At 42.3% G+C, this 23,780-nt stretch carries 20 protein-coding genes; 2 read left to right on the forward strand and 18 right to left on the reverse strand.

The window, feature by feature from the left end:
* From YH65_RS07080 to YH65_RS07150, 16 genes are all read right to left on the reverse strand, one after another.
* The gene (locus YH65_RS07080) at positions 1 to 1,128 is read right to left on the reverse strand and encodes a nucleotidyltransferase domain-containing protein (protein WP_046551260.1); all 1,128 of its coding nucleotides are present in this window, start codon (positions 1,126 to 1,128) and stop codon (positions 1 to 3) included.
* 63 nt (positions 1,129 to 1,191) lie between these two features.
* Positions 1,192 to 2,292, reverse strand: a complete 1,101-nt coding sequence (locus YH65_RS07085; RefSeq protein ID WP_046551261.1) for a glycosyltransferase family 4 protein — start codon at positions 2,290 to 2,292, stop codon at positions 1,192 to 1,194.
* Positions 2,289 to 3,356, reverse strand: coding sequence for an O-antigen ligase family protein (locus YH65_RS07090; RefSeq protein ID WP_169745668.1), 1,068 nt, complete (start codon positions 3,354 to 3,356; stop codon positions 2,289 to 2,291). The genes YH65_RS07085 and YH65_RS07090 overlap by 4 nt, the downstream gene beginning before the upstream one ends.
* A 113-nt stretch (positions 3,357 to 3,469) precedes the next feature.
* Complete coding sequence (locus YH65_RS07095) at positions 3,470 to 4,738, reverse strand: oligosaccharide flippase family protein (protein WP_046551263.1); 1,269 nt, start codon at positions 4,736 to 4,738, stop codon at positions 3,470 to 3,472.
* Positions 4,735 to 5,889 carry a glycosyltransferase family 4 protein gene (locus YH65_RS07100; RefSeq protein WP_046551264.1) on the reverse strand — a complete coding sequence of 385 codons (1,155 nt, stop codon included), beginning with the start codon at positions 5,887 to 5,889 and terminating at the stop codon, positions 4,735 to 4,737. Before YH65_RS07100 ends, YH65_RS07095 begins: the two co-directional genes overlap by 4 nt.
* On the reverse strand, positions 5,886 to 7,079 hold the full coding sequence (locus tag YH65_RS07105) for a phosphotransferase (RefSeq protein WP_046551265.1): 1,194 nt from the start codon (positions 7,077 to 7,079) through the stop codon (positions 5,886 to 5,888). Before YH65_RS07105 ends, YH65_RS07100 begins: the two co-directional genes overlap by 4 nt.
* Positions 7,076 to 7,726, reverse strand: a complete 651-nt coding sequence (locus YH65_RS07110) for a dTMP kinase (RefSeq protein WP_046551266.1) — start codon at positions 7,724 to 7,726, stop codon at positions 7,076 to 7,078. The genes YH65_RS07105 and YH65_RS07110 overlap by 4 nt, the downstream gene beginning before the upstream one ends.
* A gap of 1 nt (position 7,727) precedes the next feature.
* Positions 7,728 to 8,951: a GDP-L-fucose synthase family protein gene (locus tag YH65_RS07115; RefSeq protein ID WP_084722049.1), complete on the reverse strand. Its 1,224-nt coding sequence runs from the start codon at positions 8,949 to 8,951 to the stop codon at positions 7,728 to 7,730.
* Between the two features lie 8 nt (positions 8,952 to 8,959).
* Entirely contained in the window at positions 8,960 to 10,111 is a 1,152-nt protein-coding gene (gene gmd, locus YH65_RS07120; protein WP_046550466.1) for a GDP-mannose 4,6-dehydratase, read from the reverse strand.
* Entirely contained in the window at positions 10,112 to 11,515 is a 1,404-nt protein-coding gene (locus YH65_RS07125) for a mannose-1-phosphate guanylyltransferase/mannose-6-phosphate isomerase (RefSeq protein ID WP_046551268.1), read from the reverse strand.
* A 4-nt stretch (positions 11,516 to 11,519) separates the two neighbouring features.
* On the reverse strand, positions 11,520 to 11,756 hold the full coding sequence (locus YH65_RS11480; protein ID WP_154806482.1) for a hypothetical protein: 237 nt from the start codon (positions 11,754 to 11,756) through the stop codon (positions 11,520 to 11,522).
* A 294-nt stretch (positions 11,757 to 12,050) separates the two neighbouring features.
* Positions 12,051 to 12,809 (reverse strand): polysaccharide biosynthesis/export family protein, encoded by a 759-nt coding sequence (locus tag YH65_RS07130; RefSeq protein ID WP_046551269.1) that lies wholly within the window; start codon positions 12,807 to 12,809, stop codon positions 12,051 to 12,053.
* 35 nt (positions 12,810 to 12,844) lie between these two features.
* A complete protein-coding gene (locus YH65_RS07135; protein WP_046551270.1) occupies positions 12,845 to 13,576 on the reverse strand; it encodes a tyrosine-protein phosphatase in 732 nt (243 codons plus the stop codon).
* The gene (locus YH65_RS07140) at positions 13,576 to 15,888 is read right to left on the reverse strand and encodes a GumC family protein (RefSeq protein WP_046551271.1); all 2,313 of its coding nucleotides are present in this window, start codon (positions 15,886 to 15,888) and stop codon (positions 13,576 to 13,578) included. Before YH65_RS07140 ends, YH65_RS07135 begins: the two co-directional genes overlap by 1 nt.
* Before the next feature lie 398 nt (positions 15,889 to 16,286).
* On the reverse strand, positions 16,287 to 16,658 hold the full coding sequence (locus YH65_RS07145; protein WP_281175033.1) for a heat shock protein transcriptional repressor HspR: 372 nt from the start codon (positions 16,656 to 16,658) through the stop codon (positions 16,287 to 16,289).
* 12 nt (positions 16,659 to 16,670) lie between these two features.
* Positions 16,671 to 17,549, reverse strand: coding sequence for a DnaJ family protein (locus tag YH65_RS07150; RefSeq protein ID WP_046551273.1), 879 nt, complete (start codon positions 17,547 to 17,549; stop codon positions 16,671 to 16,673).
* Between the two features lie 384 nt (positions 17,550 to 17,933).
* Between YH65_RS07150 and YH65_RS07155 the strand changes: the two genes are divergently transcribed.
* The gene (locus tag YH65_RS07155) at positions 17,934 to 18,710 is read left to right on the forward strand and encodes a TrmH family RNA methyltransferase (RefSeq protein ID WP_046551274.1); all 777 of its coding nucleotides are present in this window, start codon (positions 17,934 to 17,936) and stop codon (positions 18,708 to 18,710) included.
* A gap of 60 nt (positions 18,711 to 18,770) precedes the next feature.
* On the opposite strand, the gene purH is transcribed toward YH65_RS07155, so the two are convergent.
* Positions 18,771 to 20,303, reverse strand: a complete 1,533-nt coding sequence (gene purH, locus YH65_RS07160) for a bifunctional phosphoribosylaminoimidazolecarboxamide formyltransferase/IMP cyclohydrolase (RefSeq protein ID WP_046551275.1) — start codon at positions 20,301 to 20,303, stop codon at positions 18,771 to 18,773.
* A gap of 317 nt (positions 20,304 to 20,620) precedes the next feature.
* On the reverse strand, positions 20,621 to 22,843 hold the full coding sequence (purL, locus tag YH65_RS07165) for a phosphoribosylformylglycinamidine synthase subunit PurL (RefSeq protein WP_046551276.1): 2,223 nt from the start codon (positions 22,841 to 22,843) through the stop codon (positions 20,621 to 20,623).
* Positions 22,844 to 23,075: 232 nt separating this feature from the next.
* Between purL and YH65_RS07170 the strand changes: the two genes are divergently transcribed.
* On the forward strand, positions 23,076 to 23,756 hold the full coding sequence (locus YH65_RS07170) for a dUTP diphosphatase (protein WP_046551277.1): 681 nt from the start codon (positions 23,076 to 23,078) through the stop codon (positions 23,754 to 23,756).
* The last annotated feature ends 24 nt before the right edge of the window (positions 23,757 to 23,780 follow it).

The raw sequence follows: 23,780 nt of genomic DNA on the forward strand, positions 1-23,780 counted from the left end.
TTATAGTTTGGCTCGTTTGATGATCAGATCAGACAATCTTTTAATGTAGAAAAAAGGAAGCAGCATACTGTTCTCAACACCATATAAATCCTTGATTGTTTGTGGTGAAGGTACTATGGCAACGAAAAGATTTCCTAAACTGTCATAAAGACTCATATTGAAAAGAATATATCCTATCTTGGAAAATTTTTTCTTTTTCTGATCAAAAATATCGGCCTTTTTAATGAAGTGCCTAATTAAAGATCCACGTATTATATTGGGTTTCAATTCATCCAGTACATTTTCTGGAATAGGTGTATTTAACAAATTTTTAGCAAAACACAAAGAAAAATATACTGAAGTTTTCAACTGGAGTTCTTCAACTTGTTTAACAAATTTATCCCAGTCAATATCTGTATAGCGGACGATTCTGTCAACATCTGAGTGAAGCCTAAACCCGGGTGCCCGTACATAGGAGTGTTTTGTCGTATGCAAAGCAACTTGCAAAAGGTTATCTTCTGGTGCCAGTATTCTGACCTTACTACCTGCCGCCTGATAGGATCTTTTAACAAGCTCATTGCCATTGGGTTCATTCTCAGGCTGTATCCATCTTCCTGCAATCGGCCTCCACTGCAGCTCCAGCCAAACCTTATAGCCATTGATATCCTGATAATACTCCGTTCCGCCGCCACGAAATGCTTCTTCTATATCTTCATGCTCATATTCGGATCGAAATTTAAAGGTATAGCCCAATTCCTCCATGATGATCTCATGTGCTTTGTGAAAGTGATCTGTTTCGATCAACAGGTCAATATCTCCCATGGGAGAGCATGCAACATTTTTATATATACCTTTGGTTATGCCGGCATTTTTAAGTGCAACGATCGGTATATTGTATTCATCAAGCTTAGCAGCGACTCTCTCAAGTTCCTCCATCAGGTTCGTAATTCTTTTCTCAACTTCATCAAAAGACGCATTCCACTTTTCATCCAATGAAATGCCAGTCTCTTTCATCAAGTATGCAACATGAGAATCTACTTCATCAATTTTAGCTTCATTGTAAAGTTGCTCGTCATCAACTTCATTATATAGTTCAAGAAATTTCTCTTTTTTTTCATCTGGTGTATTAGATGCCAGTGCCAGACACATTATCTCTTGTATTTTCGACTTATTATTTACAAAATCACAATAATTCATTTATTTATTCACCTTTTATTTTTTAGTAATTCCAAGAAAGTTTTTGATGTTTGCATGGTAACTTTCTTCAGAATATTTTCTTTTTGATTCAGCTATGTTGTGCATAGATATTTTATTTAACAATTCACGATTATCAATTATAGACTCGATTTTATCAGCAACATCTCTAGGGCTTTTAATTCCAACTAACCCACCATTAATATTATCTTTGACTAATGATGGCAAAAATTTATACTTGGTTGCAATGATATAACATCCCATCCTCATAGCTTCTATAATAGATAGTGGTACTGCTTCCGATTTGTAATAAGAGGGTAACGCAAAAACATGACTCTGTGCCAACAAATTAAACTTTGTTTCCGCATCAACAACACCTACATATTCAATATATTCTTTATCTGAGATGATCTCATAAAAAGTTTTTTCAACCTCAGAAAGACTTAATTCAGTATCACCCACAAAACCACCAGCAATAACCAGTTTAATGTTATGCTCTTTCTCTTGTAATATATCTACAGCATCTATTAAGTCAAATATTCCCTTGCTTTTCATAATACTTGATAAATATAGTATTTGTATTTTATTGTCCTGATGGCTTTTTACTGTTAAATCTACTTTTGGAACATTCGAGTAAAAATTTGGTATAACTTTTACTATGTCCGGTTTTCCAAGAAAATCAAATTCACTTTCCATACCTTTTATTAAAACAGCATGAGCATCAACATGTTTATATAGTTTAATATAAATTTTTCTTAATATTGGAGGTAATCCCGAAATAAATTCTGAAAGATCCGAACCATGCAAATGATTATAAAACTTCGCAGATGAAAGATATGTAAACAATAATAAATATATATCACGCAAACTGCCAATTTTAGATCGTGAACACAGGAAATACACTATAGTAGGTCTATATACTATAAAATAATATGGTACTTTTACAAAATAAAGAAGCAATCTTGCAATGGATCCCAATGAACCCTTAGATCGGAATGAACTTTCAATTATTTTCATATCGTTGCCCTCCAGGCAATCGACAACACTTTGAAAAGCAATTGATTGTCCATGCCATGGAGGTGGTAATGAACCAATTAATAATAATTTAGTTTTTTTCATTTGCTGTTTATCCTTTGAAACATAAATGGTAACATCACAATACTTCCAAAAAACAATGAAGCTGGTGAGAAAAAACTAGTGAAATTGGTAACAAAAAAACTTTGAGCTAAAGCTGATACCCATATAGCTGTAAGAACTCTCCTTTGATTAAATTCCATATATTTTATTTTCCTGTATACATATATATATGGTAAAGAAAAAATAAAGATTCCAACTATCCCCCCCTCTACCAATAATTCTACAAACATATTGTCGGCATGAAATTTAACTGGGCCACCTGTTGCTTCATTAAGTTTATTATAACTATGCACCAATACAGAAAGATCAGGATTGTCTTTTGCTCCAAAAAATAATCCTATGTTTGTAGAGATATCTTGCAATGCATATGACCATATTACCAATCTACCACTACTGGCTGTATTTAAAAAGCTTGTATCTACAACTGCAAAAAATATTATTATACTAATAACAAATAAAGATTTTAAAAGGATCTTTATTTTTAAATTATATATATAATATACTACATAGAACATTATCATTGCGAGCATGACATTTCTAGAGTGAGCTGCATAAGCTATACTAAAAATAATCAACGGCATTAATACTTTCCAAAAAAAGTTATATTTTTTAATTCCATCAAAAACTATCAATAATAGAATGGAATAAAATGCTACTTGCCCATACTGTGCAAAAAAATTAGGGTTCTCATATAAAAAAGAGAATCTATTATTAAAATAAGCCAGATCCATTCCCTTTGTACTAATTGCATAAATCCCAAATAAAATAATAATAAAAAATACAATTATCATAGAATTCATAAACTTATTAAGAAACTTTTTATTTATAGTCCAATAATTTGAGAATATAAATACATAAAAACTCCATGCAAAGTATAAGGCTATTACTTGTATATGATAGGTATTTTTATATAGTATTGATATCACTAAATAATAAAAAGGAAATAGTAGCGATAGAAAAAATATTTTAATTTTAATTTTTTTCTTATATCGAATAAAAGCAATTGTAAGAACTAGTAATAAAACAGCAAGTAAAGGCTGTTTCATTTTTGATGCATTTACCATTTGCTCATAAGATAAAGATAAATTATTACTAATTCCAGTCCATATCATAAATAATACAAGGAAAAAATAGGGTAGATATCTTAATAGTTTCATAGTTAAATCAATACTTTCATACTTTTTAAGGAATAAATCCTTATTATTACTATAATAAATAATAAAAAACTATTCAAAATAGCTAAGCCTATCATACCAAACTGCATTACGATAAAATAACCCCCAAAGATAAGTATTAAAACAAAAAATAAATTTAAGTAAAACTCGTATTTTTTCTTTTCATTGATTATGAGCATAGTTGCATTTAATCCATTCATAGATACAAAAGAAAACCCTACCAGTAGTGTAATAAAGACATTCTTTCCGGAACTATATTCCTGACCAAATAAAAGTATGATATAGTCATACCCAACAAACAGTATGACAAATAACAAGAGTGTCAAATACAACATTCTCTTTTGTAACACTTTAAATAAACTGTGAAGTTTATCATACTCATGCGCAGTGTGAAGTTTGGAAAGTTTTGTTGCATATATGACATTAAAAGCCAAATAGATCATCAATGGAACAATAGCCAGACGATAATTTACAGCATATATGCCAACCTCATCAGCAGTCATAAAATGAGACAACAACAATAAGTCAATTACAGGTTGTTCAGCCATATACTGAATAAGTGTAATAAATATAAGAGCAAATGACAATTTATGGTATTTTTTAATAGTAGTAATACTTAAAGATTTTTTCTCATCTTTTCGCAGACACCAAAAAATATATACAATACCAATGAATGCCAATATTAGAAACGTATAAATTCTAAAATCATATACTAATGTCAATTTCAATGAATTTGCATAAAGAATGTAAACCCATAACAACAATAAAAATAGTGAAGGAGCCAAATAGTAAGTCAGCAATGCTCTTACATTAAATTTTTCAAGTCCTCTCATCAACGATGCCATAGTTGTAAACAGAACAAAAGCAGGCAAATACAAAATAATTATTTTCAATTCGTATTCAAAATCGAATTGACTAATTAAATATTTATTAATCAATGCGTGATTACTTCCAACAAGCAAACCAATAATTATGGACATTACAGTCACAAAGAACAGAATATATGAAATAAGGAGTTTTGTACTCTCATTATATTTTTTTAACTTGGCTATAAAAAATATAAAGCCTTCATCCATACCAAGCTTTGCTATGATCGCCAATGTTGTAACCATTGTAAAAAGCAATTGAAATTTACCAAAATCACCAGCACTCAGATACCTTGCCAATAAAATAGCTATAAGGAAGTTAACTGCCTGTAAAAAAACCATTCCCCCGGCAGTCATCATGAAAGAAACAATGTTTTTTTCCTTCATTTACTATTTACACTTTCATAAAATTTCATAGCATTTTTCATAGTAAAATCATTAGAAGCATTTCTTGCATTTATACATTTTTTATCAAATTCAGATCGGTTCTCTTTCATTTGCAATATAAAATCAGATATTACAGCAACATCCCCCGGATTACAAATAGCACCGCAATCATATTTTTCGATCAAATTACCAAGTTCCGAATTCCTAAGTGCAATCGCTAAAATGCAATTACCCGCACTCAGCATATAATACGTTTTACTCGGTACAGACAGGGCTTCCGCTCCTACGCCCAAAGTAACAACTCCAATATCTGCAGCCGTCATGGAAAACGGAATGACTTCAGGGGCCTGAAAAGGAAGCATAAGAACATTTTTCAAGTCATAAGCCTCAATCATTTTCATAAGTGAAGCTTTCTTAACCCCTTCCCCTATGATAAGAAACTGGATCTCTTTATGATCTCTCAGCAGATTCGCAGCCTCGATTAAAGATTCTAGATCATGTGTTTGCCCCAGGTTTCCGGAATACATCACAACAAATTTGTCTTTCAGATCATGTTTGTCAACAAACCAGTTTTCCGATTTATCCATAGGCTTTATAAAAGATGTATCTACCCAGTTATGCACCACCACAGGTTTGGCTTCCGGAGCGTAGTAGAGTATCGTTTGAGACATATTTTCACTGATAGTAAAAACTGTTTTCGCTTCATTGAACAGCTTTTTGTTTATCTTCGCCCATATTTTGTATATAAAAGAATCTTTTTTGATATAACCGAAATTGACCAAAGCATCCGGATAAATATCATATATCAAAAGATGAAAGGTTTGATGGAAAAACTTTTTAAAGAACAGGCTCAGTATAGGAACAAAAGGTGGATTGCTTACCAAAAACAGTTCACTGTTTTTGTCCAGGAACAAAAGCTTCCAAAAAGTCTGAATGGTAAACATCAACCATGTATAAATACGGTATACGGCCTTCATCCGGTTGTACTTTATAAGATACTGCACTTCAATGGTTGGATCCAGTGAAGCCGATGCCTTTTCTACCTCACCTGTCAATAATATAACTTTGCAATTCTCTTTGCTTGCAAAGTCATTGAGAATATCTATGAACAAAGGACCAGTCACCTGATTTACAAATACAAATGTCTTCATAACTTCAGATCCTTCACAATTTTCTCCATGATTTCTAAATAATCAACAAGATATGTATCAAATGAATAAAACATTTCATTATTATTTTGCTGCAAGGCAAAAATAAGGTTTTCTACTAAAAAGACTCTTAACATTCGTTCTACATCATTATCATCAAGGCAGGATATACTCTTTTTGAAAAGATCATATTCCTTATTTTTCCCTTGTTGATAGAACATAACAAATGCATCATAAAACAGTTCAATTGATCTTGCCTTTAATACAAAGGTCAACGCATCATAGTCAACAGAACGTTTTTTTGCATTTTCCCAGTCGATCAACCAGATATTATCTTTGTCCAACAATATATTTGCAGCCTGGAAATCTCCATGTGTCATAGCAAGACTGATCGTTTCTCTATTTGACTCGAAAGAAAATAACTTATCGCAAAGCGACAATACCCTGTCACGAATAGATGAAAAAACCTTATTGTCAAGAAGACCGTCTATCTCACTGTGAAGTTGTGATTCATAACTTGGCAGCTCTATTTCTTCAATAGTTTGTCCATACAGTGTCTGAAGATTGGAGATTGCTTTTTCTAATGCTTCTTGAGCGGTTTGATCGTCTTGAAGTCTGTTTATCGGTGTTCCAGATATAATCTCTTCTGAAAAAAAAGAGTGCGCAGGGTTACATGAGAGAAGTTTTGGTATATCCATATCTTTCATCTTCTCTCTAAGCAGTACTTCATTGTCAAAAAAATATCGGCTAAAACCCTTCTTCAAAATAACGATCATCGAATCTGACTTGAGATCCATAATTCGTAATCTATTGTTCCCACCCAGAATTAAAATATCTTTGGCATGGGGAACCAAAGGGTTTATCTCCAGGACACTTTCAGCGAAGAAAAAAGAAAAAGGGAAAGTCGTTGCCAAATTTACATAGGCAGTTTGCATCCAACGTTTTAGTCTCTTTGGATGATATGAAAATTCTTTCTTTGTTTGACCAAATATATTTTTGTCTACGTGTGGATTGAAGATAATATTAAGTTTACTATTCACTAAAAAAATATTTCTATTAAATAAATCTTTGATTTTCTTGCTTCTTAATTGAATGTTTCTCTTCTTACCGTCAATATTGTGATAATACGCATCTAAAGTACGAAATAGTATATCCCAAAATGGTTCACGCTCAATAAGTAACTCTATTTTCATATCAATTCTTTAACTATATCGCTATGAACTTTCTCGATAGGCTGCATAGCATCAATAGACTTCCATTTTGCCTGTTCATTTAATTCTTTGTAATTGTCCAGTCTGTTACTTAATGTCTCTTTTGAGTCAGGAAACGGTTCATCTTTCCTTGACAATCTATCTACTGAAATATCCAAAGGAATATCCAGATAGAGAGGTACGTCAGGTACAGGAGCACAAAAGACCAATACTTTCCATAAAAACATCTTTTCAACATTTATATTTTCAAAATTCAATCTGAAATCTATCAAAGTATCCCAAATATACCTGTCAGCAATTATGGTTCTGCCAAAAAGCATCAAAAGTCTAAAATAAACAGCATATAAAAAGAATAGATCTATAATCGCAATTGTCAACCATAACTTTGCAATTTTTGGATTTTTAAGCTTCTTTTCCCGTTCTGAGGTCCGGCCTGCACTTGGTACTTTTTTACCTGCTAATTTTCTAATGATGTCTTTTAGTAAAAGAAAACCTGGTGTATATCCGCCTCGTGACCAGATATATTTGACAGAGATATTTTTTTTGTTTAGATATTCGGTCATTAAATCAATCTGAGTTGTTTTACCTGCGCCATCCAAGCCGCTTATTGTAATTAATTTACCAAGCATTTTAAGAATTCCCCAAATACCAGGTATAGATTTTTTCTATACCATCTTTTAATTCAACACTATGCTTCCACCCAAGACTATGAAGCTTGGAAACATCTGTCAGCTTCTTCATGGTTCCGTCGGGTTTGTCCGTGTTAAAATAAAGCTCACCGTTAAAACAAATGAGATCTTTTATCATATAAGCTAAATCTTTTATACTAATATCTGTTCCTGTTCCAATGTTGATGTGAGTGTTTCGCACTTCAGTGATAGTGGATTGTGATAGTGACTGTGGTTGGGTTAGTGCTTCGCAGGACTTTTCATCAGCCATTGGCTGTGTGATAGTGGATTGTGATAGTGATAGGTTATTGGTTATTGGTGTATTTGTAAATTGTTGAGAGATGATATCTTTGAAATCTCTGTTTTCCATGAGAAAGACACAGGCATCTGCCATATCGGTCGAGTATAGAAATTCGCGTTTCGGGTTCCCCGAACCCCAAATTTCTATACTAATGTTTAATTTTGAATGTTCAATGTTTAATGATTTGATTCCATATTTATCTAGAATAGACAATATCTCTTTTTCAGATGCACTGCCATCTATACCTTCAATCGGGAGTTTATTTAAATCATTTCTAATAGCTTCCCAATTGTTCTCTTCAAGAGCTTTACCCAGATGAACCTTACGGATTAAAGCGGGTAATACATGCGACTTCTCAAGATCGAAGTTGTCGTTGGGGCCGTAAAGGTTGGTCGGCATGACGGAGATATAGTTGGTTCCGTACTGCAGGTTGTAACTCTCACACATCTTGATACCCGCGATCTTGGCGATGGCATAAGGTTCGTTGGTGTACTCCAGCTCGCTTGTCAGCAGGTATTCCTCTTTCATAGGCTGAGGGCAGTTTTTGGGGTAGATGCAGGTGGACCCCAGGAACATCAGTTTCTTCACACCGTTAAGGTAACTCTGGTGGATGATGTTATTCTGGATCTGGAGGTTTTCATAAATGAAGTCGGCACGGTAGGTGTTGTTCGCCACAATACCGCCCACTTTCGCGGCTGCGAGAAAAACATAGTCTGGTTTTTCCGTCTCGAAGAATTCCTTGACGGCATTCTGGTCCAAGAGGTCCAGTTCACTGTGCGTCCTGCCTATGACATTGGTATAGCCCTTGGCTTTGAGGTTGTTGACAATGGCGGAGCCTACCAGTCCCCTGTGACCGGCAACGTAGATCTTGCTGTTTTTTTGCACTGTACTGCCTATTCGAAATAGTTCATGATGGTGTAACCGCCCTCTTTGAGGTACTGGTCTTTGGTCATCAGGTGGAGGTCTGACTTCATCATATCATTGACGAGCTCTTCGAGTTTGTATTCACGCTTCCAGCCGAGTTTCTGTTCCGCTTTTGTCGGATCACCGATAAGCAGGTCCACTTCGGTTGGACGGAAGTAGCGCGGATCAACGGCGACCACTGCTTTGCCTGCAAGCTCCTGGAGTCTTTGGACGTCAAGCCCGGCATTCTTCGCCTTTGTCTCATCGATGGACTTGACGATACCCACTTCATCGACACCTTCGCCTTTGAATTCCAGTTCGATACCCACATAACCAAACGCCATACGTACAAAGTCACGTACAGCCGTGGTGACACCTGTAGCGATGACCCAGTCTTCGGGTTCATCCGCCTGAAGGATCAGCCACATCATCTTCACGTAGTCTTTGGCATGTCCCCAGTCACGCTTGGCATCGAGATTACCCAGGTAGAGTTTGTCCTGAAGGCCCAGAGCGATCTTGGAAGCAGCCCTTGTGATCTTTCTGGTTACGAAGGTTTCACCACGTACGGGAGATTCATGGTTGAAGAGAATGCCGTTACAGGCAAACATGTCATACGCTTCACGGTAGTTGACCGTGATCCAGTAGGCATACATCTTTGCCACGGCATAAGGAGAACGCGGATAGAACGGTGTCGTCTCTGTCTGAGGAACTTCCTGTACTTTTCCATAAAGCTCTGAAGTGGATGCCTGGTAGATGCGTGTCTTCTCTGTAAGTCCAAGCAGTCTGACCGCTTCGAGGATACGAAGTGTTCCCGTTCCGTCCGCATTGGCCACGTATTCGGGTGTTTCGAACGAGACGGCTACGTGAGACATGGCGGCGAGGTTGTAGATCTCGTCTGGCTGGACTTCCTGGATGATACGCGTCAGGTTCATGGAATCCGTCATCTCGCCATAATGCAGGATGAAGTTCCTGTGCTCTACATGTGGGTCCTGATAGAGGTGGTCGATACGGTCCGTGTTAAAAAGAGATGCTCTTCTTTTGATACCATGTACAATATACCCTTTCTTTAAAAGGAATTCAGCCAGGTAGGACCCGTCCTGTCCAGTGACTCCGGTGATAAGTGCTACTTTTTGTTCTGCCATTTAATTCTCCATTCTTTTAAAATCATCAGCAAGACGAACGATATCATCTTCGCCCACATACTCGCCTACCTGCGCTTCGATCATTACCAGGTCGATCTTTCCTACGTTTTCCAGACGGTGTATTTCTCCCATAGGGATATAGGTCGATTCATTCGCACGTACGAGATACTCTTTGTTGCCACGTGTAACGGTGGCTGTACCTGAGACAACGATCCAGTGTTCAGAACGGTGGAAATGTTTCTGCAGAGAAAGGCGTTTACCCGGTTTGACCACGATACGTTTGACCTTGTATCCATTGGATTCATCCAGTATAGTATAGGTTCCCCAAGGTCTGTGTGCAGTGACATGGATGTTGGGCAGCTCGGAGTTACGCTCTTTAAGCTTTTTCACTACTTCCTTGACCTTCTGTGAGCTACCCTTTTGGGAGACCAGAAGCGCATCGGCGGTGTCAACGATGAGCAGGTCATCCACATCAATGGCGGCGACCAGCTTTTCAGAGAGGATGAGATTGTTGCTGGCCTGCTGTGTGATGATCTCTGAGTTCAGGGAAGAAGAAGCATTGCCGTTACTGTCCTGCGGCAGTTCCTCATATAGTGCGTCGAAACTTCCAAGATCGCTCCATGCAATGTCCGAAGGCACGACTTTGACACGGCTGCTCTGCTCCATCACCGCATAGTCGATGCTGTCTTCGGGGATGGCCATCATATCTTCATGGGATATACGGATCATGTCATCTTTCTTTGCCTGTCCATAAGCCTTTACCGATGCTTCGAAGATCTCCGGTGCGTAGCTTTGGAGTTCATCAAGGAACGTACCCGCCTTGAAACAGAACATCCCTGAGTTCCAGTAGTAGTTTCCTGCATCAAGATAGGACTGGGCGGTCTGTGCATCAGGCTTCTCCCTGAAGGAGCGGACATCTTCACCTTCTGCTTCAATATAACCAAACCCCGTTTCGGGATATTGTGGAGTGATACCGAAGGTAACGAGACTGCCCTGCACTGCCAGAGCTTTTGCTCTCTCTACAGCTTCCAGGTAGGCAACTTCATCCTTGATGAGATGATCGGAAGGTGTGACAAGGACTGTCTCTTCGGGGTCAAGCGCTAGACAGGCAAGCGCGATGGCCGGAGCTGTATTCCTCCCTACCGGCTCCAACAGGAATGTTAAATGTTGAATGTTTAATTTTGAATGATCGTCGTTATGTTCTTCTATCTGGTCTACTGCCAGAAAGTACTGTTCTGTGTTGGAGACAATGAACTGAGAGTCGCAGGCTTTCTGGTTACGCTCCACGGTCTTCTGGAAGAGGGACTCTCCTTCGAAGAGCTTGACGAACTGTTTGGGCATAAGCGTACGGCTGAGTGGCCACAGCCGGGTACCGCTGCCGCCGCATAATATGATATTAGTCATCTATTTATAATCTCCACGTAGGATCTTCCATGATCCCTTTAATACCGATAAGCACCGGTTCATCTATACTGATACTTTCATACTTACTTCTTCCAAGTTCTTTAAACATTTTATGCCCCATAGTAACTCCGAGCATGTCATAATTCCTGTTTTCAGGTAAAATCATTAAAGGCCAATGTAGCCAGTTCCAGCAATAGCTATTTAATATTGCAAGGATAGGTAAAGGAATGGGAATATGCATTATTTTGTTCCATCTTAACTATCCCCTTGTCCCCTGCCTTTTATTTTTCATAATAATAGCTTTTTTACTCAAGAATGTATGTAGGAATAATCTTACACGTTGGATTTAAATTCGGGTATATCCCCGCTTTATCTTCTCCTGAAGCCTCCGCATACAGGGTGAGATTCCGGAAGCCATTCGGGAGTGTCAGCATAGCGGTGAAGCCACCTTTCTATCTCAAAACAAAGTGGATTACCAAGCGGGATATCGTATATAACCAAATGATATATTTAAAAACTTTTCATCCAATCTTCTTTAATCGCTCAGGTATTTGAGCGTCGCGAACGGTGCAGCAATCTTTGTGATGGTCTCGAACGGCGCGGTAAAGTTGTCGGATTTGACCCTGAACTCTTTCCAGCCGTCCGGCTGTACATAGACGATATCGTTGGGACGCAGCATCAGTGAGGCATACTTCATTGTTTTAAAGTTCGTCAGGTCGACACTTCGCATGCGCAACCCGTGTCTTGGATCACTGGAAATAATAATGATGTTGTCTCTGACTGCATTGTCGGTCAAGTCACCGGAAAAGGCTATCGCTTCAAAGAGTGTCATTTTCTCTCTGTCAAGCTTCACTACGCCCGGCTTTTTCACCTCTCCCAACACATACACTCGTTTATTGAGCACTTCTACATAGACCGAAGGTGCATTGACATATTTTCTAAGACGCTGTGTAATGCGGTCGGCTGCCTGTGACTGTGACAGGCCTGCCACTTTAACCTTCCCTATGAGTGGCAGCCTTACGTAGCCTGCCACATCGACAAGAATTCCATCGGTTGTCATTTCCTGTCCCAGTTCACCGATCGGAACCTGTACACTTTGCTGAGGATCACGATAGAATACGACCTTCAGTCTGTCCTGTGGCTGAATGCGGTACTCGATACTTCCCCTCATCACCGCTGTTTCTCTCTGTGTCTTCATTTGCTCATTCTGTACAAGCTGGTATTCCGAATCGAGACTCCCGCATCCTGCCAGCAGAAACAGTACCCCCATTGATAGTATGATTTTTTTGATCATTATCCTCTCCTTTTATTCCTGTGTTATTTTAACATTTATAGTTTATCGTTCATAATCTCATTATGCGCGAATATCTCTCTGTAAGCATCAGACTTCAAAACCGCTTCCAGTGTGTCAACATGTTTTTGACGATGCACATCAGAACCGAGAAAATCGATCATTCCGTTCCGGCTTAAAAATTCAGCCAGGACTTTTGCCGATTTTCCGTAATAGCCGCCGAAAGAGTTTAGATTGACCTGAAACAGTACGCCAAGCTCTTTGAATCGACCGTACTCTTTTAGAGGCTCTTTGATGTAGCGGTACCGTTCCGGATGTGCCATAACAGGTGTGTAGCCTGCCAAGGTGATTTCAAAGATCATCTCTTCGGTTCGCAGCGGTTTGGAGACATAGGAAGTTTCAAAAAGCAGATACGTCCCGTTAATCGCCATCACCTCTTCTTCTCCGAGAAGATCAATGAAACCGTCATCGAGGTAATACTCGGCAGCAGCATCGATCTCCATTTCTATGCCCTCCTCTCGGGCAGCGTTACGAAGTTCTTCCAGACCTGTCTTGATGATCTTCGGCGTATTTTTGTAGGCATCGGCCATGATATGCGGTGTGGTAATGAGCTTTTCATAGCCCAGAGCTTCCATACCTTTGAGCAGAGTGAGGCTCTCTTCCATACTTTGGGAACCGTCATCGATACCGGGGATAAGGTGGGAATGCAAATCTACCTTCAACTGCGGGGCAGGCTTCCTCTCCTCTTTTTTTCTAAAGAAAGAGAACATTACTTTTGATCATCCTCGTAGTAGCCGTAGCCATATCCGTAACCGTAACCATAGCCGTTTCTGTCCATGCTTATATCGTTGAGCAGTATGCCCAGTCCTTCGATCTCTTCATGCTTATAGAGTTCATCGATCCCTCTGATGAAGCCTTTTTTCGAGTACTCGGCTCTGAGTACAAAGATGCTGGTATCTGAAAGGTGCATCAATGTTCTCGCATCCGTTACAAGACCGATAGGCGGAGTATCCATGATGATGACATCATACGTTTCACCCAGTTTCTCAAGTACCTTTTTCATCAACTCCCCCTGGATCAGTTCACTCGGGTTGGGAGGAACCGGACCGGAAGTAATGACATCGAGGTTACTGTACTCTGAATGCTGGATCACATCGGACAACGCCGTATGTTTGGAAAGCAGCGTACTCATGCCTTTGGTATTCTTCAGCCCAAACCTTTCATGCAGTGTCGGTTTCCTCATATCCATATTCAGCAGGATCGTTTTTTTGTCAGCCATACTCATGATCGCTGCCAGGTTCATACTGACCGTACTTTTACCTTCCCCGCCTATCGTTGATGTAATAGAGATGATATGGGAGCTTTTTTCTTTTTCCATGAATTGCAAATTGGTACGAAGGTGCCTGAACGATTCCGCAACAGCGGATTTTGGTGAAGCGACCACCGTCAACTTCTCGGCATCTTTTTTGATATGGGGGATCATCCCCAGCAACGGTACATTCGTTGCACGAGAGACATCCTCCTCGCTTTTGATACGGTCATCGAGGAATGCCCTCAGGAATGCCAGGGCGATCCCGACGATCAAGCCTAGGATCATCCCCACCAGTACGATGAGTTTTCGTTTAGGCTTGATGGGGTCTTTCGGGTAGAGCGCTGTATCGATGATACGGTTCTTGCTGACTGTCGCCGCCTTGATGATGGCGGTTTCCGAGCGTTTCTCCAGCAGGTAGGAGTAGATCTTTTCATTCACCGAGAACTTACGCTGAAGCTGGCCGAACATTCTTTCGTCTGCAGGCAGCTTGTCGAGCAGTTTCTGCGACTGTGCTATGGACTTCTGCAGAAGCACCTTTCGCTCTTTGATGTTCTTCTCCATATTCTTGATCGTGGAGATGATCACTTTTTTAAGCTGGACGATAGTCTTTCTGAGTTTCACGACTTCCGGGTGCATCTCCGTGTAGTCCGCACGCAGGATCTTTTTCTTGATGATCGCATCCTGGAGCTCCTTGATCATTCCGGCAAGTGAAGACTTTGACTTGTCTACACCTACAAGCGCCAGACTTTCCAGATTTTTTCCGGATTTGACACTCTGGTAGAGCTTGGTGAGCATCTCTTCTTCTATACTTATCTCGGAGAGCTGGGTCTCCTTTTCGCTCATTTGTCTGATAATAGTCTCGGCCTTGGCGCTCAGACTGATGGTGCTGGAGCTTTTTTTGAACTCTTCAAGCTTCACCGCCGAGCTTTTCAGGTTTTCCGTGATGAACTTCAGCTGCTTGTCGATGAATTCAAGTTTCTGGGTCGCCTCTTTAGTCTTCTTTTCAATGCTCTGCTGCAAGTATGCTTTTGCCAGGGCATTGGCAAACTCTTGGGCACGCAGAGCGACATTGTCTTCATAGGAGATCTGCAGGACCATAGAGTATTTGGAAAGTTGGCTGACGCTTACACCTTCCTGTGCAATGGAACCTTCCTCTTTGGGATCATAGACGACAAAACGGTACTTTTTGTCTGTCATCTTTCCTGTTTTAACAACATTGAGGTGGAAATAGGGGGTATCTATCTCTTGGCCATAAGGCAGGACTTTGTCATAATTGACAACGGTAACGGTTTTGTTCTCATCCTCGTATTCCGGCAGTACCAGACGGTAGCGCTTCTCATCGACAGGATAAAGCTCGAATGATATATCATAGCCCCTGAGCATCCCTACCCGGAACGGACTGGACGTGTAGAGTTCCACCTCCCTGAATAGGCGCGTGGTATAGTAGCGGTGCAGTACATCCACCTCTTCAGCCGCTTTGCCTGCCAGAAACCTGGACTTGATGATCTCCATCTCCGTTTCGGTATTTTCCGCACCCGGTGACATCGCCATGGAAAGAATATCCTGCCCTCCTCCATAGCTGCCGTAACCCTCAGTACCCACTTCGACTGTGGAAGAAGCTTTATAGACGTTGGGTTTGAAATAGGCGATACCGGCACTTGCAAGGGTAAAAATGACCACAAAGAGTATGATCATATATCTGTAGCGGTAAATCGTTCTGAATACCTCTTTGAGGTCTATTTCGTCTTCATCAATCTGTGTATCATTCATCTGTAGTTCATACCTTGGAAAATATGTTGTAGTAAGTGGAGGTTACCTCTGCCTTCCTCTACAAAGAAAGCCTTTTCGGCAAAACTCACCTCTTACCGAAAAGGGTAACTATTGGAACGTGTCAGTTACACCCAGGTTAAATGCATCGGCATCACATGTACTGATAACAGTTAATGCAAGACCGGCATAAAAACTGCTGTCATCTGCTATCGCTGCCCGGTTCTTCGACAACAGGTGCTACGGCAAGCAAGTCTCCACAACTCCCAACATACTCATCCCTCCTCTTCTTTCATTTTAAATATTCACTGCATTATATTTTATAGTGATATAATAGCTTTTTTCCTCCAGAATATCTGTAGGAATATTCTTACACGCTCACTGAATAGACCGGAAGAGAATCAATCCTCAAAAATAACAATATCGTACGAATTCTTGGTTACCAGCGCTTTGCTGACATGTACCGAACCGTTACGGTTGACCTTGCTGAGCTCGTCTCTGAGCTGCTCGATCTCTTTTTGCATTTCCTCTATCTGCTCCTTGAGCTGCAGGACGATGTCGACCCCTGCAAGGTTTACACCCATCTGCCGTGTCAGGCGCAAAATGAGTTTCATACGGTCGATATCTCTCTGGGAATAGAGACGCATACGCCCCTGCGTACGGGAAGGTTCGACCAATCCTTCTCTCTCGTACTGCCGGAGCGTCTGGGGATGGATGTCCAGCATCGTTGCCACTACGGAAATGAGATAGACGGGTTCATCATAGCTATGCATCAATTACTCCTTCTATAATTTTTCTTCAAGTATTTTTCTGACTTCGGGATCGAGACTGTCCACATCGGGCAGCACCACATTGGCAATGAGATAGAGATCGCCTCTCATAGCGGTCTTTCTGTCGGGAACACCTTTGCCTTTAAGTCTGAACTTTTGTCCGTTCCTGGTGTTCTTGGGTACTTTAAGGGAAACCTCTTTCTCAGGTGTCTGCACCTGTACCTTGCCGCCGAACAGCGCTTCTTTCAGAGGCACATCGAACGTTTTGTAAAGATCGCTTCCTTTTCTTTCGTATTCGGTAGATTCTGCAACTTCTACCTTGATGAGAAGGTCGCCTCTCTGCCCCTGGTAGGACTTTCCTTTGCCTCTGACACGCAGTGTTTCACCGCTTTTGATACCGGCGGGGATCTTGATGTCAAAGCTCTCGCCTTCCACATTGATCTTGTACTTTCCGCCCTGAATGGCCGTCATAAAAGGTACGGTGATACGCGCGGAGACATTGAGGTCCGGGCCGCCAAAGCCACCGAAACCTCCGAAACCGCCCTGCGCGCCGCCAAAGCTGCCGGAGAAACCGCCGCCTCCGCCAGCAGCGCCACCACCGAACATCTGGCGAAGGATCTCGTCAAGGTCTACTCCCTGCCCCTGTCCGCGCGCAAAGTCATGGAAATTCTGACCGCCGAACATCTGGTCGCCGTACTGGTCATACTGTGCCTTTTTCTCAGCATCGCTCAGGACTTCATACGCCGCATTGATCTCTTTGAATTTATCTACGGCACTCTCATCTTTGTTGATATCCGGGTGGTATTTTCTCGCCAGTTTTCTGTAAGCCTTTTTTATTTCGTCAGCACTGGCATTTTCACTGACCCCTAATGTTTCATATAAACTTTTTGACATTGTTCACTTCCTATCTAACTTAAGGGCACCTCTAATAACCCTAAATACTCATAATGGGTTTTGCAAATGTGAGATTTTGCAAGAGGCTTTCAAGTCCTAGCCAAAGCTAAGACGAAGTAAGCATCTTGTGAAAGATTGCGTTTGCAAAGCCCACCCTCTGGGCATCACTAGCTTTCGCCTATGCGTCGTTACTCTTTTTTGACTTAGCTACGGCTAGGCCTTCAAAAGAGTGCCTAGCCTAGACAAAAGCTAGAGATGTTATGAGCATCCAGGGTTATTAGAGGTGCCCTTGAATTACTGCTTAATTTTAAAAGTATTATATCAAAAAACCTTAGTCAATGTCAATCAAGTTTGGAATAATTTAAATATTTTGTACAATACGCTATGAATTTTATAGAAGTGAACGATATCAACCTTCCGGAAGTACAGATATACCAGAGATTGCGGGAAAACGCATTCTCCAAAGACGGCTCTTTCATCGCGGACAGTCCCAAAGTGGTTGATCTGCTGATCGCATCGGGTATAGAGATCAAAAGTATCTTTGCGACACGGGAATATTTTGAGAGCCATAGAACATTCCTGGAGCACTATACCATCCCTATCGCCTATGTCGCCCCCAAATCCGTACTCGAACAGATCGTCGGCCACAGGCTTCACCATAATGTCATGATGCACGGTGTTCGCCCCGAAGAGAGCAGCATCGAAGCCCTGGATGATCACATCATTATGCTGGATGAGATCAGCAATACGGACAATGTCGGTGCCATAGCCCGCTCTGCCGCTGCACTGGGTGTAGGCTCACTCCTTGTTCCCGGACAGGGGCCGCATCCCTATGCCAGACGTGCACTGCGTGTCTCCATGGGCCACATAGGCAAACTGAAGTTCCGCCGCTACGACAATATCAAAGAGACCATAGAGGCATTGAAAAAGAGAGGCTACCGCATCTTCGCCGCGGAGGTCACCCAAAACTCCACCCCGCTCTCACAAGTCAAAGTACCGTCCAAATGGGTACTCCTGATGGGGCATGAACAGCTGGGCATATCAGACGAAATACTGGCACTCTGCGATGAAGTGGTCACCATAGAAATGGAAGAGGGGATCAAGAGTTTCAATGTCGCTGTGGCAGCGTCGATCATGATGTATCAGTTCAAACATGCGTAGGGTGCTGTCCCCTGACGGCACCATTTTTAATGCGAACGTAAATGAGCAAAGCCCATTTTTTTAATGCAAGAAGTGTCTTACAGTAGTAAAGTAAAGAGAGATGCCATGCTCATTGGCCGCTTCGATGACTTCGTCGTCACGGATGGAACCGCCCGGTTCGATGATGGCCTTGACACCGGCTTCGGCTGCAGCATCTATGCTGTCTCTGAACGGGAAGAAGGCTTCGGAAGCCATGGCTGCGCCTGAGACATCCAGCCCCATCTCTTTGGCTTTTTTAAGCGCACACTGCGCCGCATCGACACGGCTGGTCATACCCATACCCACCGCTACCATGGCAGAGTCTTTGACATAGACCACACAGTTGGACTTGGTAAGACCTGCCACTTTCCATGCGATCTCAAGGTCTTTCATCTCCTGCTCCGATGCAGAGCGCTTTGACTTTTTCTGTGCATTATGCACTTCATTGTCACAGATACAGTCAGAGTTCTGGTACACAAAACCGCCGTCGATATGTTTGAAGTCATGGGAATCATGGCTCATAAGCAGCTTTGCATTGCCCTGAGAGAAAAGTTTGATACGTTTTTTCTTTTCGAAGACAGCCACGGCATCTTCTTCAAAATCAGCCGCGATGATCACTTCAAGGAAGATCTCATTCATCTTTTCAGCCATCTCTTTGGTCACGATACCGTTGACTGCAACCACACCGCCGAAGGCTGAAACAGGGTCGCACTTAAGCGCTTCCACATAGGATTCGGTCAGCGTAGACTTGATAGCAAATCCGCAGGGATTGCCGTGTTTGACGATACAGACCGCCGGTTCGTCACCAAAACTCGCCGCTATTTTCAATGCACCGTTCACATCGGTAAGGTTGTTGAAACTCGCTTCTCCCTTGATCTGCCTGAAATTCTCAGAGAAAAAGCTGCCGAATTCATAAAGCGCACCGTCCTGATGCGGGTTCTCTCCGTAACGTGTCTGGAACACTTTTTTACCGGTAATGAACTGGTACGCACCGAATCCGTTGTTGAAACGACCGTTCATGTAGTTGGCGATCATCGAATCGTACGCTGCCGTATGCTCGAAAGCCTTGATCATCAATCCTCTTCTGAACTCCAGACTGTCACGTCCGTTCTCCAGCGCGCCAAGTACTTCTTCATAATCATTCACATCGGTCACGATGAGTACATCGTTGAAGTTCTTCGCCGCAGAGCGTACCATTGTCGGCCCGCCGATGTCGATATTTTCAATGATCTCATCGAAATCATCCGTTCTCTCGATGGTCTCTTTGAACGGGTAGAGGTTTACACAGACAAGGTCGATACCTTCCACACCAAGCTCTTTGGCCTGCTCTACATGCGCTTTGTCACCGCGCTTGTGAAGGATACCGCCATGTACATAAGGGTTCAGTGTCTTCACACGTCCTTCGAAACACTCGGGGAACTTCGTCACTTCATCGATCTCGATGACGTTGATGCCTGCCGTTGACAGTGCCTTGTAGGTACCTCCCGTAGAGATGATCTCCCACCCCAGTTTTTCCAGACCTCTTGCAAATTCTACAATGCCGCTTTTGTCGCTCACGCTTAGTAATGCTCTCATTTTTCTCTCTTTCATCAAATTATAGTTTTTATGTTACTTTTACACTTTTTGTGCAGGTGCGTAATCGCCCATATTTGCGAAGCAAGGCGATGGAGCACCGTCCGCACAATTGTAAAAGTGACGCTTTTGCCCTACTTTTTTAAAAAGTAGAAACAGTTTCACATTCAGGATTTCTTCTCTACTTTTTTAGAAAAAGTAGACAAAAATCGGTCACTTCGCAAGTGTACTTCGATGTTCCCGGCACGTTGCTTCGCAATATGCGCGCCTCCACATCGGTACACCCGTGCTCAGTGACCCAAAAAACCTATGAATAAATGTTACAAGTCCTGTTCAATAGTCCGTTTAAAGGTATTGAAATAAACATCCTTCACTTTCTCAAGCGGAAGTGCCACATCGTTCACCTTCACTTCTTCGCCGCCGACCTTTCCGATCACTTCGGCTCTGAGTCCAAGCCCTTTGGCCATTAGCAGAATCTCTTCAAGATCTTCATCTTTGACTTCCAGCAGTGCCCTGCTCTGAGATTCGTCGAAAATATCCCGGCTCTCTTTGACAGATACCTTTGCCGTGATCCCCTTGTCTGAAACCGCTGCCATTTTGGAAAGCGCAATAGCGATACCACCGACATTCACATCTTTGGCTGCCTGTAACAGGCCTACCCTGTTTGCTTCGATGACAAGTTCCCAGAGCTTCAATTCTGTTTTATAGTCAAAAGAAGGCAGTGTTCCCACCGTCTCTCCAAAGAGTTCTTTAAGGTAGAGTGAACCGCCGAACTCTCCCCTGGTTTCACCGATGAGGACAATGTTGTTCCCCTCATGCTGGAAAACGGACGGCAATACTTTGTTCTGGTCATCGTTCAAGCCCACCATTGCAATAGCCGGTGTCGGGAATACGGAAACACCGTTGGTTTCGTTGTAAAGCGAAACGTTCCCTGAAACGACCGGGGTATTGAGCTCGAGACAGGCTTCCTTGATCCCTTCGCATCCCTGTGCAAACTGCCACATCACTTCAGGGTTCTCGGGGTTTCCGTAGTTGAGACAGTCTGTGATAGAGAGCGGCCTTGCACCGCTCATCGCCACATTCCTTCCCGACTCAACAACCGCCAGTGCCGCACCGCCTTTGGGGTCTATGTAACAGTAGCGCGGGTTACAGTCGGAACTCATTGCCAGCGCCCTGCCGTTCTCTTTGATACGGATACAGGAGGCATCGAGGCTTCCCGGATGCTTGGTCGTGTTAGTCTGCACCATAGAGTCATACTGGTTGTAGACCCAGGCTTTGTCCACCACTTCAAGCGGGGCAAGAAGCTTTTCATACGCTTCCTGATCATCCACTTTGGCATAATCGTCCACCGTTTTGGCATTGACCTCGTCGAGATAGGCCGGTCTTGCTACCGGCCTGTCGAGGATAGGCGCCTCTTCACTGACCGGAGCGATCGGCATATCACACACCTGCTCACCGTGCCAGAAAAGTTCCATTCTTTCCGTATCGGTCACTTCACCGATGACGGCGACATCAAGCTCCCATTTTTCAAAGATATCGATGATCGCCTGCTCACTTCCTCTTTTCGCACAGATAAGCATACGCTCCTGGGACTCTGAAAGCATGAAGTCGTATGGGGTCATCCCCTCTTCTCTTGCAGGTACTTTGTCGAGATGCATAATAAGTCCTGCACCTGTTTTACCCGCCATTTCAAATGCCGAAGAGGTAAGGCCGGCCGCACCCATATCCTGAATCCCTACGACATGATCTGTCTTGAAGAGTTCAAGACAGGCTTCAAGCAGAAGCTTTTCCGTGAACGGGTCGCCCACCTGAACGGTCGGACGAAGTGATTTGGACTCTTCGGTGAACGAGTCAGAACTCATCACTGCGCCTCCAAGGCCGTCCCGTCCCGTTTTGGACCCCACATACATGACCGGGTTGCCGACACCCGATGCAACGCCGAGGAAGATCTCGTCAGACTTGACCAGTCCCAGAGAGAAGGCATTGACAAGAATGTTGCCGTTATAGCTTTCATCGAAGCTTACTTCACCCCCGATGGTAGGTACCCCCATACAGTTGCCGTAAGAACCGATACCGTCGACCACACCGCGGACAAGGTGTCTCTGGTACTTGTTGATGTCACTGTCACCTCTGACCCTGCCGAAACGAAGTGCGTTCAGGTTCGCCACCGGTCTTGCTCCCATAGTGAAGATGTCTCTCAAAATACCGCCCACACCGGTCGCCGCACCCTGAAAAGGTTCGATGAACGAAGGGTGGTTGTGGCTCTCCATCTTGAAAACAGCCGCCATACCGTCACCGATGTCGATGACACCGGCATTCTCACCCGGCCCCTGGATGACCCATGGCGCTTTGGTCGGGAATCCGTTCAGGTATTTTTTACTTGATTTGTAGGAACAGTGCTCCGACCACATTGCAGAAAAGATCCCGATCTCGACGATATTGGGATGACGCCCGTCAAGAATACGAAGAATATCTTCGTACTCCTCTTTGCTGAGCTTGTGATTCTTTAACACTTCATCTAGATTTTCAACTGGTTGTGACATAAAATGTGTCCTTTAATTGGGGATGAACCCGGGTTAAATAAGGGGTATATTTTACTTAAAAAGTACTAAATAAGTGATGAAAAGGTAGAATAACGCATCGGTATCTCGTTCCTATGCTAAATGCGGGAACGTATATATTAATTTAAAATTTCCTCTACGTAAAAATACCACATATGCGTTCCCATACGCAGCGTGGGAACGAGGAATAACACATATTGACACAAGGCAATCCATGAACAAAATATTACAAATGCTGAAACTTCAGCAACAACTCAATGATGCGACCAACGGCGAAGGCTGGGAAAAAGGCGTGACCAGGAACGGTAAGCTTATCGACTGGAAACGCTGTACCTACCTGGAGTGTGCCGAACTCATTGAGAGTTACCCATGGAAACACTGGAAGAACATTGATGCAGAACCGGACTACGAGAACATCAAGATCGAAGCGGTGGACATCTGGCATTTCATCATGTCACAGGGGCTTGAAGATTACAAAATAAAAGGATTGGGAAACATCGAAGATCTTGCCGATGCCATTTGCAGTCTGAAAAATTACCAAAGTTTTCGTGAAAAGACCACGCCTACAGACAAGAACTATTATGAACAGATCGAAGTGGTCGAAAAACTGATGAAAGTACTTTTCTGCAATGGTTCGACCACTGAACTGATGGAAACCTTCATCGATGTGGCCATGCAGTCAGGATTGAATCTCGACAGCCTCTATAAACTCTATGTCGGAAAGAACATTCTTAACCAGTTCAGGCAGGACCATGGGTACAAAGAGGGAAGCTACATCAAAATATGGGACGGAAAAGAGGATAATGTGACGATGCAGCATATTCTTGATGAGAAGGATGAGATTACGCCTGAAGACCTTTATACTGCTTTGGAAGAGGCGTACCCAAACGAATAAGAAGGCATACGCCATGCATTTTTA

This window comes from Sulfurovum lithotrophicum (assembly GCF_000987835.1).
GTDB classification, from domain to species: domain Bacteria; phylum Campylobacterota; class Campylobacteria; order Campylobacterales; family Sulfurovaceae; genus Sulfurovum; species Sulfurovum lithotrophicum.

Excerpts from the sequence above, each read along its gene's own strand:
- YH65_RS07080 (WP_046551260.1), bottom strand. The coding sequence starts at position 1,128 with ATGTGTCTGGCACTGGCATCTAATACACCAGATGAAAAAAAAGAGAAA.
- YH65_RS07085 (WP_046551261.1), bottom strand. The coding sequence starts at position 2,292 with ATGAAAAAAACTAAATTATTATTAATTGGTTCATTACCACCTCCATGG.
- YH65_RS07090 (WP_169745668.1), bottom strand. The coding sequence starts at position 3,356 with ATGAAACAGCCTTTACTTGCTGTTTTATTACTAGTTCTTACAATTGCT.
- YH65_RS07095 (WP_046551263.1), bottom strand. The coding sequence starts at position 4,738 with ATGAAGGAAAAAAACATTGTTTCTTTCATGATGACTGCCGGGGGAATG.
- YH65_RS07100 (WP_046551264.1), bottom strand. The coding sequence starts at position 5,889 with ATGAAGACATTTGTATTTGTAAATCAGGTGACTGGTCCTTTGTTCATA.
- YH65_RS07105 (WP_046551265.1), bottom strand. The coding sequence starts at position 7,079 with ATGAAAATAGAGTTACTTATTGAGCGTGAACCATTTTGGGATATACTA.
- YH65_RS07110 (WP_046551266.1), bottom strand. The coding sequence starts at position 7,726 with ATGCTTGGTAAATTAATTACAATAAGCGGCTTGGATGGCGCAGGTAAA.
- gmd (WP_046550466.1), bottom strand. The coding sequence starts at position 10,111 with ATGGCAGAACAAAAAGTAGCACTTATCACCGGAGTCACTGGACAGGAC.
- YH65_RS07125 (WP_046551268.1), bottom strand. The coding sequence starts at position 11,515 with ATGACTAATATCATATTATGCGGCGGCAGCGGTACCCGGCTGTGGCCA.
- YH65_RS11480 (WP_154806482.1), bottom strand. The coding sequence starts at position 11,756 with ATGCATATTCCCATTCCTTTACCTATCCTTGCAATATTAAATAGCTAT.
- YH65_RS07130 (WP_046551269.1), bottom strand. The coding sequence starts at position 12,809 with ATGATCAAAAAAATCATACTATCAATGGGGGTACTGTTTCTGCTGGCA.
- YH65_RS07135 (WP_046551270.1), bottom strand. The coding sequence starts at position 13,576 with ATGTTCTCTTTCTTTAGAAAAAAAGAGGAGAGGAAGCCTGCCCCGCAG.
- YH65_RS07140 (WP_046551271.1), bottom strand. The coding sequence starts at position 15,888 with ATGAATGATACACAGATTGATGAAGACGAAATAGACCTCAAAGAGGTA.
- YH65_RS07145 (WP_281175033.1), bottom strand. The coding sequence starts at position 16,658 with ATGCATAGCTATGATGAACCCGTCTATCTCATTTCCGTAGTGGCAACG.
- YH65_RS07150 (WP_046551273.1), bottom strand. The coding sequence starts at position 17,549 with ATGTCAAAAAGTTTATATGAAACATTAGGGGTCAGTGAAAATGCCAGT.
- YH65_RS07155 (WP_046551274.1), top strand. The coding sequence starts at position 17,934 with ATGAATTTTATAGAAGTGAACGATATCAACCTTCCGGAAGTACAGATA.
- purH (WP_046551275.1), bottom strand. The coding sequence starts at position 20,303 with ATGAGAGCATTACTAAGCGTGAGCGACAAAAGCGGCATTGTAGAATTT.
- purL (WP_046551276.1), bottom strand. The coding sequence starts at position 22,843 with ATGTCACAACCAGTTGAAAATCTAGATGAAGTGTTAAAGAATCACAAG.
- YH65_RS07170 (WP_046551277.1), top strand. The coding sequence starts at position 23,076 with ATGAACAAAATATTACAAATGCTGAAACTTCAGCAACAACTCAATGAT.